Source organism: [Borrelia] finlandensis (assembly GCF_030438365.2).
Lineage (GTDB): Bacteria > Spirochaetota > Spirochaetia > Borreliales > Borreliaceae > Borreliella > Borreliella finlandensis.
This window is the reverse complement of sequence record NZ_CP124070.1, coordinates 244,002-255,595: the sequence shown is the minus strand read 5'-3', so window position 1 is coordinate 255,595 and position 11,594 is coordinate 244,002. Positions and strand designations below refer to the sequence as shown.

Below are 11,594 nucleotides of genomic sequence, written 5' to 3'. Positions count from 1 at the left end.
TTATTTAATAATTTGCTAACAATTTTGATGCTGTGAACTGGACTTGAACCAGCACGGGCTTGCGCCCACTAGCCCCTCAAGCTAGCGTGTCTACCACTTCCACCACCACAGCACTATTAATTATTATATTTTTTATTTTAAATTTTTGTCAACTTTTTTATTTTTTTTAATTACGTAGATTATTATTGTTGTTGCTATTACAGTGATAAATATTGCAAATATAATTATTTTTATTTTTGAAAATATTATTTCAAATGATTGGCCTAGTTTAAAGCTTAGAGTAAAATAAACAACTATTGAGAGCAAAGTTGCAAAAAAGTCAGAAACAATAAATAGATTAGATTTCATATTTCCCATTCCTGCCGATATAAATATTGCGTTTCTAACTCCAAAGGGTATAAACCTTCCTATAAATAAAGTTAGTACCCCATATTGACCATAATAGTAATTTATTTTGTCAAGAAGGTTATTGTCTTTTTTGTTTTTAAATAATTTATTTCCCATTAATTTTCCAATGTAAAAAGATATTATGTCTCCAAGATAGGCTCCCCAAAAAATTCCTAAAAATATTAATACAGTATATTCATTTTTTCGACTAGATAAAATTCCACCCATTAGCACTATTGCATCCTCAGAAATAGGAACATTAAGTCCTGCTAAAATTAGTAAAGAAAAAAATACTATTGGGGAATAAGCTATGTTTGAATCAATATATTCTATTATTGTGTTTATATACATTTTTGTCATCTATTTCTTGTTTTATAAGTTAAATATATGCTTGCTAAAGTTAAATATGCAAAGTAAAGGATAAGAACTGTTTTTGCCATTTTTAACGCTGTTGTGGACAGCTCTGAAAATATTGATACAACAAATATTAGGCAACTTATTATTGTTATTGGTATTGTAATTTTCCTTAATTCTTTGGTTTTTGATGGGTAAATAAATTTTATTGGAATAAAGCTTGTTATAATGCATATTGACATTGTAATAAGATTTGTTATTTGTTCCATTTTAAATATTATGTTTAATATCACAAAGAGATTCCATAGAGAAGGAAATCCCCTAAAGTAGTTGTCATTTGTTTTGGCGTCTGTTCTTGAGAATTGGTATGCTGATGAGAGTAAAATTCCGATGCAAATGGCGACTTTATATTTTTCTTCAATAAATTCTCCTAAATAAAAAAATATAACGGGTATGAATGTATAGTTTATATAGTCTGTAATATTATCAAGCAGAGTGCCATCAATTTCAGGTATTAATTCTTTAACTTTAAGTTTTCTTGCCATAGTTCCGTCAATTCCATCTATGATAAGCCCTATTACTGTTAGTTTTAAAAGAAGAGAATAATCACCATTTACAATTGAAATTATTGAGTAAAGTCCTACAATCAAGCCAGATGCTGTAAAAATATGTACAAGCCAAGCTAAAATCAAATTGATATTTTTCACAGTAAATCTCCTTTTATTGGAATATTTTCTTTATCTCTTCAAGTCTGCATTTGAAAATGTTAATAGTGTTTTCTATTGTTGCTTTTTTTGTTAAATCTACTCCGGTAATATTTAAGGAATCTAGTGGATATTTAGAACCACCTGTTTTTAAAAATTTTATATAATTTTCTACTGCATCTTTTTTATTTTCTTTAATGCCTTTATATATTGACAGAGCAGCTGCAATGCCTGTAGCATATTGATACACATAAAAGGGTGAATAAAAGTGGGGAATTCTAAGGCATTCAAGGGGACTTAATTCATCAAATTTTAGACTAGGTCCAAAGTATTTTTTTAACAAATTCATATAAGTTTCTGTTAGTGTTTCTTTTACTACAGGCTCTTCTTTACTAATCATTTCATGAATAATGTACTCAAATTCAGCAAACATTGTTTGTCTAAAGAATGTTGAAATCATGTCATCAATTTGTGTTAGTTTTATATATTTTATTTTGTTAGTATCGGTTTCGTTTTTAAGCAAATATTCTGCCAATATTTGTTCATTGATTATTGATGCTATTTCTGCTTCAAAAATGGAATAATTATAGTGCGGGAATGGGTTGTTTTTTATACTAAAGTAAGAGTGCATTGAATGTCCTGCTTCATGTGCAAGCGTAAACATATCTCTTATTGATTCGTCTTTGTAATTAAGAAGTATATAAGGCTTTCCGTTGTATGATCCAGCGCTAAAAGCCCCCGATCTTTTTCCAGTATTCTCGTATTTATCAACCCATCTTTCTTTTAAAAGACCGTTTCTTAAGATTTTTGTATATTCATTTCCTAGTACCTCTAAAGATTTTAATATTTTCTTACAAGCTTCTTCAAATGAATTTTTAAATGTTATTCCTTTTGTTAATGGTACGTAAACATCGTAGTGATATAAATATTCTTGGTTTAAGACTTTTTTTCTAAACTCATAATAGTCGTTAAGCACAGATAAATTTTCATTGACAGTTTCGATTAAATTTGTATAAACTTTTTTATCAATATTGTTTGAAAAGAGTTGCATTGAAAAAGTATTTTGAAACTTTCTTGTCTTTGCAATAAAGTGATTTTTCTTAAAGTCTGAAATAATAAGATTAGCAAGTGTATTTTCATTATTTTTGTATTTTTGATAAAATCTTAAAAAGGCTTCTTTTCGTATTTTTTGATCTTCGTTTTGTAAAAATAGTGTGTAGGTAGAATTGGTTAAAGGCTGTTTATTAATTTCTCCAAATTCCATATCAGCATTTGTTAATGCTGAGAATATGCTTTGATAAGATGAGTAAAGAGGGGTGTAGTTAGCAAGTATTTTTTCTTCTTGTTCGCTTAAAATATGTTTTTTTTCTCTTAGTATTTTTTCAATTGCAATTTTTTTATCCTTAAGCTCTGGATCATTTATCCAGGCTTGAACTTTTTTTTCATCTGTTTTTAGTATTTTAGGCATAAAGTATGATGTAGTATTAGATACTTTTGTAGCTATATTGACACATATAGAATATATTTTATTTGAATCTTTATTGGTTACATCTGTTTCTAATTGAAGCATTGCATAGTAAGAGACTTTCTCTAAATCTTCTATGATTTCGTAGTATTTGTTTAAAGTTTCTTTAAATAAATCAAAATTTAATTCCAGTTTTTCATATTTTTTAAATTCTTTGGTTTTAATTTCAATAGCATTGATTGCTTTTGCATATTCTTCTTCATTTGCAAATAGAAAAGATAAATCCCATTTATCATTCTCATTGATTTCATTTCTATTTATCACTAAATTCTCCCCTTCCTTTTTTTATTGTTTGAAAAGAAATAATAAGTTGAAATTTTATAAACATTGTGCTTTTTATTTTACAATAAAGTCTAAACTTTATATATAAAAAGCCTTTAAGTTTAACTATTGAATAAAGATTTTAGTAAAAATTTTTTAAATTTTAAAAATGCTATTCCTCTGTGGGATATTTTGTTTTTTTCTTCAAGTGTTAGGTCACTAAGCTTTTTATTATTTTTAGTTAAAAATATTGAATCATACCCAAATCCATAGTTTTTCTTGTCATTTAAGCTTAAGGCAATTTTTCCCTTAATAATTCCTTCAAAATTTAATATTTGCCCATTTTTTGATATATAGCTTATGTTGCATATAAAATATGCTTTTCTGGTTTTTTCATTTTTCATTAAGTCTAAAATTAGTTGATTTTTTTCATTAGTGCTTAATTTTTTACATAGCTTATAAGTGTCATATCTTTTAGAGTAAATTCCCGGTTCCAAGTTTAGTGCCTCAATGCACAGCCCAGAATCTTCTCCGAAAACATTTTGATTGTTATTTAAAATTTCAAACAGTGCTTTTGCTTTAAGTAAAGAATTTTCTTTAAATGTTTTTCCTGTTTCTTTTATGTTAAAATTTTGAGGGACTATTAAGTTTAAATTAGGTATATCTAATATGTTTTTTACTTCATTTATTTTATTTTCATTTGTTGTTGCAAAAAATAGTGTTTTCATCTATATAATAATAAAGTATTTATGAGTTTAATTGTATAATTATATTGGTTTTAAGTATTATTCTCTTTAATTTTGTGTATTTGTTAAGTATTTTTTTGCTAGGTTTTTATCGAAAAAATTTGGATTTTTGTCTAAGGTGTTAAAATAAATTTTTAATTTTCTTGTTTGATCATGGTAATTTTTAGTAAGGTTTGTTATGAAGAAAAGAATTAGATTTAAGATTATTTTGGGTTTTAAAGGAATTTTAAAGTTTTTTTTAGCTATTTATAATTCTTTGTTTATAGCCCTTAAAGTTATACATTCTTTTTTTAAGCAAAATATTAGTTTTATTGTTATTCCCCATGTTAAAGGGAATGTTAAAAATATTAAAATTTCTTTTTTGACTTTATTTTTCTTTTCTACTTTTTTTTTAGGCGGTTTTATAGGGTTTGTTTTACTTGCTGTTAATTATGTTACTCTCTCATCAATTGTGAAGTCTACAGAGAAAAATTACTCTTTAGCAGAATCTGAGATTGAAGATTTTAGAAATACAGTTGTAGAAATTAATTCTGTTGCAAAAAATTTTTCTAAAGTTTTAGATGAGCTTAAAACTTCTTTAAAAATCAATTCTAATGGTGTTGATTTAAATAAAAATAAACTAGATGGAGATCTTTCTGATTTTATTGATTTGCAAATTTTAGAAGCTAATTCAATAAAAGAGCTTAGTGATCTTAAAAATATTAAAAGCAAAATAGAAAGTTCAATTCCTCCTCTTAAAAGCATAGTTAAAGTCTTGCACGCCCAAGACAAGCTTTTAAATGATATTCCTTCTCTTTGGCCTCTTGCGGGTGGATCTGGAATTATTACTTTGCATTTTGGTCCTGCTATTGAGCCTTTTACTAGGCAATGGTATATTCACAAAGGCATAGATCTTGGGGGAGTTAGAATTGGAACTCCTATTGTTGCAACTGCTGATGGGGAGGTTGTTAGGGCAAGTTATCAGTCAGCAGGCTATGGTAATTTTGTTCAAATTAAGCATAAGTATGGACTTGCAACCCTTTATGCGCATATGTCGCGGCTTAATACTTCTAAAGGGTCTTATGTTAAAAAGGGGCAGATAATTGGATTTATGGGGCAGACAGGTTATGCAACAGGTCCTCATGTTCATTATGAGGTTCGTGTAGGCTCTCAAGTTATTAATCCCGATATGTATTTAAATTTAGCAACAGGAGCTTCAAAATAGATGTTAAATTTTTTGACTGTAAAAAAAGAAAGAAAAGCCCCATCTTTGTTTATTTTTGATGAAATAAAAACAATAGTGGGCGTTGGTGATTTTTTTAAAGGAGACTTAGTTTCAAATAATTTTATTCGGCTTGATGGTGATTTTATAGGCACCATTAGCTCTACTAAAAGGGTAATTATTGGGGAGAGTGGTAGGGTTAAATCTAGCATTGATGCTAATGAACTTGTTATTTCTGGAATGGTTGTGGGCAATATTTATGCTAAAAGCAAGATTAAAATATTTGCATCAGGGTGTGTTATTGGAAATATTTCTTGTAAGTCAATTGAAGTTGAAGAGGGCGCTATTATTGATGGGTATATGGATATTGGCGCTGAGTATCTTAGAGCTCCTGAAAGAAATACATTTTTTTATACTGGTTCTTACAAGGTTAATGAAGATCTTTTAATTGAAATCAATAAGGTGCATCAAGAAGAAAAAAAGTCTTTTCAACTTTTAGAAGGTAAAGATGATAAATATTTTTCAAGCGTTGTGAACAAAATAGATGAAAGTAAATAATTTAATTGCTGGGGCATTAAATCTTAATTCAAAAGATTATAAAAAAAGTGGCAAAAAGGTATCTTTTGATAAGAACAATCTTTTTTCTTCGATGTTTCAGGCTGAAAGTGTCAAAGAGGATAAGCATTTTATTTTACTTGAAAATGGAGAATTTAATCTTGATTTAATTAAAAGTATGTTAGATGGAATTAATGAGACTGGTGAGAGACTCTTGAGTGAGCCTTCCAGACAAAATGTTATTTTTTACAAAAAAGTTATTTCAGAGTTTATATCCATTATTATATCATCTTCTGTTTGTTTGAAAGAGCAAAAAGGGGGAAATTTGGGAGATCCCAAGCGTCCCAAGTATAGAATTATTAAGATTATTAACGACAAGTTAGACAAACTTGCTTATTCTGTTTTACAAAATCAAATGACTCAGATTAAACTTTTGGATAGCATTGAAGAGATTCAGGGTTTGCTTGTGAATTTGCTAATGTGAATTGGGTTTAAGACTTTTTAATGTTTTAGGTTTTAAAATTAAAAGGGATTGTTAAACAATCCCTTTGTTTAATATAAAAATTAATTTTAAATTAAATATTTTTTACTTATTTCTAAAAAGTTTTTTATTTGTTCATTTTTCCACTCTTCAGATTTATTTAATTTTTCCATCATTATTTCAGCAACTCTTGGAGCAGCCTCAATTGTAGCTTGAGGATTTAAAGGTAGTGATCTTGTTCTTCTTGCTAAAACATCCTCAATAGTTTTGGCTTGTTCAAATTTAATTGAAAAATCTATTTGAGCTTCATTTAAATCCAAGTTTTCGTGTATTTTTTTGTCAAAACCCTCCATATTTTTTAAAATTTCAAAGTCGCTGCCATAAGCTCTAAAAGGTTCAGGAATTTTCATTGCCTCTTCTTTTTTAAGATAGCCGTGCAACTTTAAATCTTCTGTAGTTGGTGCACAATTTGGTATTAAATTTTGTTCTATGGCCTTAAGCAAGGTTTTTTCTGCCATTTTTCTATATGTGGTATATTTCCCCCCCGCTATTGTAATAAGATTTGAATCTGATATAAATATTTTTTCGTTTCTTGAGATTTTTGAAGTGTTTCCTTGAGCTTTTGGATCCATTATTAATGGCCTTATTCCGGTATATACACTTTTTACATCTGATTTTTCTATTTTAATATTTAAATAGTTATTTAAATTATTTATTATAAAGTCAATCTCTTCTTCAAATCTTTTAGGTTCTTCTTCTATCTCTTTTATTGGAATATCAGTGCTTCCACAAACAACACTATCATGCCAAGGAATAGCGAATAAAATCCTATTATCACTAGTTTTAGGTATTAGTATTGCATGATTTTTGGGAAATTTGTCTTTTTTGACTATTAAATGGCTACCTTGGGAAGGTTTAATGATGTTTAAGGCTTTTTCATCATCCAACCTTCTTATTTTATCTGAAAATATTCCTGTTGCGTTTATTATGCATTTGCTTTTTAATGAAATTTGTTCTTTTGACAATTTATTTTGTATTAGAACCCCCGAAAGCTTTCCGTTTTCTTTGTTGAATTTTTTAAGTTCTGTATAGTTAAGGGCAATGCCTCCTTTTTCGGTAAAGGTTCTTAACAATGTTATTGCCATTCTAGCATCATCGAATGAATCATCGTAATATAGAACAGAGCATTTAAGGCCCTCTGTTTTAATATTGGGAGCTTTTTCAATGGTAGATTTTTTGGATAGTAATTTAGTTTTGTATTTGGTAGTTTTTTCTTTACCCATAAGATTGTGGTAGTAACTTAATCCAAAATAATAATAAGGTATTTCTAAAACATTATAAATAGGCGTGATAAGTGCACATTCGTTAATTAAATGGGGTGCATTTTTCTCAAGAATGGCTTTTTCGTGCAAAGCTTCTTTAACTAAAGAAATATTCCATTGGGCTAAATATCTTACTCCACCGTGAATTAATTTGCTTGATCTAGAGGAAGTTCCTTTTGCATAATCAAATTTTTCTATAAGTATTGCTTTATACCCCCTTGTAATTGCGTCCACCGCAATGCCAAGACCTGTTGCGCCTCCTCCAATTATTATAAGATCAAATTCTTGATTTTCAAGATCTTTTAATTTTGTTTCTTTGTTATTATTCATGAAATTTAAATATTCCTCCATTTTGGTTAATTTCTTTTCTTTTTAGTTAAATACTAGATTGAAGAAATTCGAAAAGTCCATTTGTTTTAATTTTATTGAATAGCACTATAGACCAATTGCGCTGGTAAATTTTTCAATTTTTTGTGATTTTTCTTTAGATTTAATATATTATTAATCATTTTTTGTATTGTTCCAATGAATTTTACCTTTTTGAAAGGATTAGACAGTTTATTTTTTGAATACATGCACAATATTAATAGATATCGATGAAAAAATTTAATTAAGAGCCGTTTGTATAATTGATTTATTTGCTTGCCAAACATTTTTATTATATGTTGTTTTAGTTTTAAAAAATCAAATAAATTATGCATAATTTTGTTACCAGTATATTTTTGTTATAATCTTAAAGCTCTGTTTTGAACTTTTATGAACTATGAGAATTCTGTATCCAGGATTTTGCTTTTCCAACTGCTTTGTTCCAATTCTCAAGAAGCTTTTCTTTTTGATTTTTTGGCATTGAAGGTTCGAATATCTTGTCTACTTGCCAAAGGCTTATGATTTTTTCGGCACTTTGCCAATAACCTGTTGCAAGTCCTGCAAGATAAGCAGCGCCAAGAGCGGTTGTTTCTGTTATTTTTGGTCTTACAACTTTGCATTCTAAAAGATCAGCTTGAAATTGCATTAATAGATTGTTTTGACTTGCTCCCCCGTCTACTCTTAATTCTTGAATTTCAAAGTTGGGAATGGATTTTTTCATGGTATTTAGTATATCAAAGCTTTGAAATGCGATACTCTCAAGAGCAGCTCTTGTAATGTGAGCTTTTGTTGAGCCTCTTGTTATTCCGATGATTGTTCCTCTTGCATAAGAATCCCAGTGAGGTGCACCAAGCCCAACAAATGCTGGCACAAAATAAACTCCACCATTATCTGAGACAGAGCTTGCTAAAGCTTCTGCATCTGAGCTTTTTCTGAAAAATTCAAGACCGTCTCTTAGCCACTGGATTACAGCTCCTCCAATAAAAACACTTCCTTCAAGAACGTAAGTTACAGATTTTTTTCTTCCCCATGCAATTGAAGTTAAAAGCTTGTCGTGGCTAATGATTGGTTCTTTTCCTATATTGACCGTTAAGAAGCAACCAGTTCCATAAGTGTTTTTAGCCATACCCTTTTTAAGGCAGGCTTGTCCAAATGTTGCTGCAAATTGATCTCCAGCAATTCCTGCAATAGGAATTTCTGCTCCAAATAGTGCTTTGTCTGTTTTGCCATATATTGTAGAACTTTCTTTAAGTTCAGGCAAAATTGCTCTTGGAACATTTAATATGCTTAAAAGCTCATCATCCCACTCTAATGTTTTAATGTTTAATAATAATGTTCTTGAAGCATTAGAGTAGTCAGTTGCATGTTCTTTTTTTTGAGTCAGATTCCACAGTATCCATGTATCTATTGTCCCAAAGCATAATTCGCCATTTTCAGCTCTTTGTCTGGCGCCTTCTACATTATCCAATATCCACATTATTTTTGTTCCACTAAAATAAGAATCTAGCACCAAGCCTGTTTTTTCCAAAATAATTTTATCTTTTCCTTCTTTTTTTAATTGGTCACAAATTTTTGCAGTTCTTCTGTCTTGCCATACTATTGCATTATAGATGGGTTTTCCTGTATTTTTTTCCCATATAACCGTAGTTTCTCTTTGATTAGTTATTCCAATAGCATCAACTTCGTTGGGCAAAATTCTTGCATTTGCCATAGCTTCTGTTATAACTCCAAGTTGTGAGCCCCATATTTCTGTAGGATCATGTTCCACCCAACTTGGTTGTGGATAAATTTGAGTAAATTCTTTTTGAGCAAACCCTTTTATGTTTGCATTTTTATCAAATACCATTGCTCTCGAGCTAGTAGTACCTTGATCAATAGATAAAATGTATTTCATAGTTTTTCCTTTTTTCTTTAATAAAGATAAATATTTTTTCTTTTAGTCTTTGTTATTTTTTAGTGTAAATTCGTAAATTGTAGCTCCCAAAATTGCTCCAATTATTGGGCCAATTATTGGTACAATAACTATACTTAGATCGTTAAATCCGTGATTTTTAAATCCAGCAAATAAGAGCAAAATTCTTGGTCCCAGATCCCTTGCAGGATTAATAGCATAGCCGTTCATTCCCCCAAAACTTATTCCTATTGATAAAACCACTGCTCCTACAATAAAAGGAATAAATGGATTGTCGCTGTGTTTTTTTGTAAAATCTCCAACAACAGAAATTAAAAACATTAGCAAAAAAGTTCCAAAAATTTGATCAATAAATCCAGGCAAAAATCCAGGAACAGCAGGGAAAGTTGCCATTATTCCTTGAGTATTTTCTAAGCCAGGATCCATTTCTATCCATTTAGGATAAAATACGACAAGTGTCATTAATGCACCTGTAAAAGCTCCTAATATTTGCGCTACAATGTAATGTAAAAGTTTTGAAACGGGAAACTTTCCAACACTTGCTAATCCTATGCTAACAGCTGGGTTTAGGTGTGCTCCGCTCATTCTTGCTGCTGTGTAAATACCAAACGTTACACCCAATCCCCATCCAAATACTATATTTGTATATCCTCCTTTTATTATTTCTCCTGGTATTTCGGGACTTGAGGAAAATAATACTGTCATTGCAACAGATCCAGTTCCTAGAGCCAATAGGATAAATGTTCCCAAAAATTCCGATATAAATTCTTGGAATTTTGTATAATTCATAATTATATCTCCTTATCTTTATAACTATTTTATTTTTTATTAAGAAGTTTTAATTTTTGTTTTTTGCAAGATGGTTAGAATTTTTTTATTTTAGTCTCTTTTATTAAAAAAAATTAATTTTTCTAATAAAAGCTTTATTAAAATTATATTTAATATCTTATTTTTAATTAAGATTAATGTCAATAATTTAGGAATTTTAATTTTTAAATTATGAATTTCTTTTCTAAAATTTGTTTAAGGATTTTTTATTTTATATTAAAATTTTTACATTGGATTTTTTCATTAATGAAGTTTTGTTCGTTAGTAATTCTTTTTTTAGCTTATATTTGAATTTATTTAAGTTATTTTGGAGGTAGACTTGGTGATTGTAATAGAAGGTTTAATTGGGGTAGGAAAAACTACTCTTGGAAATATTTTATCAAAGGAGTTGGAAGTTCCTTTTTACAGTGAACTGAATAATGATTTTACTTTAGCTGTATTAGACAAATTTTATAAAGATAAATCCAGATGGGCATTTCCAGTTCAAATTAATTTTCTTAATGAGAGATTTAAATTAATAAAAGGTGTATTTAGAACAAAAGGGGGCATATTAGACAGATCTATTTATGGTGATTGTGTGTTTGCGTCTCTTTTAAATTGTGATGGGCATATTTCTGATGAGGAATATAAAATATATATCGATCTTCTTGATAATATGCTTGAACATTCTCAGCGACCAAGTTTGCTTGTTTATCTTGATTGTAGTATTGATGAAGTTGAGCGCAGAATTAAAAATAGAAATAGAAGCTTTGAAATGAATATTCCCAGAGATTATCTTGAGGGTCTTAATAGGAAATATTTAAAGTGGTATGATGAATACAACTTGTCGTCAAAAATAAAATTTTCTTACGATAATATAAATATTTTTAGCGAAGAAGATAGGAATAAAGTGATTTCTTTAATTAGAGATAAACTTGTACTATAATTATTTATAGTAGATTGACATTCTTTT

11 protein-coding genes and 1 tRNA gene are annotated in these 11,594 nt (G+C 28.9%); 4 read left to right on the top strand and 8 right to left on the bottom strand.

Features of this window, described 5'->3' with window-relative positions:
* Positions 1 to 28: 28 nt before the first annotated feature.
* The 5 genes from QIA19_RS01790 to rdgB form a co-directional block, all read right to left on the bottom strand.
* Positions 29 to 112: transfer RNA gene (locus QIA19_RS01790), tRNA-Leu, on the bottom strand.
* Positions 113 to 132: 20 nt separating this feature from the next.
* A complete protein-coding gene (locus QIA19_RS01785; RefSeq protein WP_301365392.1) occupies positions 133 to 747 on the bottom strand; it encodes a DedA family protein in 615 nt (204 codons plus the stop codon).
* Positions 744 to 1,448: a phosphatidylcholine synthase gene (gene pcsA / locus QIA19_RS01780; protein ID WP_106017283.1), complete on the bottom strand. Its 705-nt coding sequence runs from the start codon at positions 1,446 to 1,448 to the stop codon at positions 744 to 746. Before pcsA ends, QIA19_RS01785 begins: the two co-directional genes overlap by 4 nt.
* A gap of 13 nt (positions 1,449 to 1,461) precedes the next feature.
* Complete coding sequence (gene pepF / locus QIA19_RS01775; RefSeq protein WP_301365389.1) at positions 1,462 to 3,234, bottom strand: oligoendopeptidase F; 1,773 nt, start codon at positions 3,232 to 3,234, stop codon at positions 1,462 to 1,464.
* 119 nt (positions 3,235 to 3,353) lie between these two features.
* A complete protein-coding gene (gene rdgB / locus QIA19_RS01770; RefSeq protein WP_008882676.1) occupies positions 3,354 to 3,959 on the bottom strand; it encodes an RdgB/HAM1 family non-canonical purine NTP pyrophosphatase in 606 nt (201 codons plus the stop codon).
* Positions 3,960 to 4,155: 196 nt separating this feature from the next.
* On the opposite strand from rdgB, the gene QIA19_RS01765 reads away from it, so the two are divergent.
* The 3 genes from QIA19_RS01765 to QIA19_RS01755 are packed head-to-tail and all read left to right on the top strand — an operon-like array spanning position 4,156 to position 6,217.
* Positions 4,156 to 5,181, top strand: coding sequence for a M23 family metallopeptidase (locus tag QIA19_RS01765; RefSeq protein ID WP_008882330.1), 1,026 nt, complete (start codon positions 4,156 to 4,158; stop codon positions 5,179 to 5,181).
* Positions 5,182 to 5,736: a bactofilin family protein gene (locus QIA19_RS01760; RefSeq protein WP_002556844.1), complete on the top strand. Its 555-nt coding sequence runs from the start codon at positions 5,182 to 5,184 to the stop codon at positions 5,734 to 5,736.
* Positions 5,723 to 6,217: a YaaR family protein gene (locus QIA19_RS01755; protein WP_002556843.1), complete on the top strand. Its 495-nt coding sequence runs from the start codon at positions 5,723 to 5,725 to the stop codon at positions 6,215 to 6,217. Before QIA19_RS01760 ends, QIA19_RS01755 begins: the two co-directional genes overlap by 14 nt.
* An 86-nt stretch (positions 6,218 to 6,303) precedes the next feature.
* On the opposite strand, the gene QIA19_RS01750 is transcribed toward QIA19_RS01755, so the two are convergent.
* The 3 genes from QIA19_RS01750 to QIA19_RS01740 all read right to left on the bottom strand — a co-directional run bounded on the left by QIA19_RS01750 (position 6,304) and on the right by QIA19_RS01740 (position 10,603).
* A complete protein-coding gene (locus tag QIA19_RS01750; RefSeq protein ID WP_301365385.1) occupies positions 6,304 to 7,887 on the bottom strand; it encodes a glycerol-3-phosphate dehydrogenase/oxidase in 1,584 nt (527 codons plus the stop codon).
* A 403-nt stretch (positions 7,888 to 8,290) separates the two neighbouring features.
* Positions 8,291 to 9,796: a glycerol kinase GlpK gene (gene glpK / locus QIA19_RS01745; protein ID WP_301365383.1), complete on the bottom strand. Its 1,506-nt coding sequence runs from the start codon at positions 9,794 to 9,796 to the stop codon at positions 8,291 to 8,293.
* Positions 9,797 to 9,838: 42 nt separating this feature from the next.
* Positions 9,839 to 10,603: an MIP/aquaporin family protein gene (locus QIA19_RS01740; RefSeq protein WP_301365380.1), complete on the bottom strand. Its 765-nt coding sequence runs from the start codon at positions 10,601 to 10,603 to the stop codon at positions 9,839 to 9,841.
* Between the two features lie 361 nt (positions 10,604 to 10,964).
* Here QIA19_RS01740 and QIA19_RS01735 point away from each other — a divergent pair, with 361 nt between their 5' ends.
* Entirely contained in the window at positions 10,965 to 11,567 is a 603-nt protein-coding gene (locus QIA19_RS01735; protein ID WP_002663810.1) for a deoxynucleoside kinase, read from the top strand.
* Positions 11,568 to 11,594: the final 27 nt, after the last annotated feature.

Bases quoted from the DNA above. Each gene is read 5' to 3' on its own strand.
- rdgB (WP_008882676.1), bottom strand. From the start codon at position 3,959: ATGAAAACACTATTTTTTGCAACAACAAATGAAAATAAAATAAATGAA.
- QIA19_RS01765 (WP_008882330.1), top strand. From the start codon at position 4,156: ATGAAGAAAAGAATTAGATTTAAGATTATTTTGGGTTTTAAAGGAATT.
- QIA19_RS01755 (WP_002556843.1), top strand. From the start codon at position 5,723: ATGAAAGTAAATAATTTAATTGCTGGGGCATTAAATCTTAATTCAAAA.
- QIA19_RS01760 (WP_002556844.1), top strand. From the start codon at position 5,182: ATGTTAAATTTTTTGACTGTAAAAAAAGAAAGAAAAGCCCCATCTTTG.
- QIA19_RS01740 (WP_301365380.1), bottom strand. From the start codon at position 10,603: ATGAATTATACAAAATTCCAAGAATTTATATCGGAATTTTTGGGAACA.
- glpK (WP_301365383.1), bottom strand. From the start codon at position 9,796: ATGAAATACATTTTATCTATTGATCAAGGTACTACTAGCTCGAGAGCA.
- QIA19_RS01785 (WP_301365392.1), bottom strand. From the start codon at position 747: ATGACAAAAATGTATATAAACACAATAATAGAATATATTGATTCAAAC.
- QIA19_RS01750 (WP_301365385.1), bottom strand. From the start codon at position 7,887: ATGGAGGAATATTTAAATTTCATGAATAATAACAAAGAAACAAAATTA.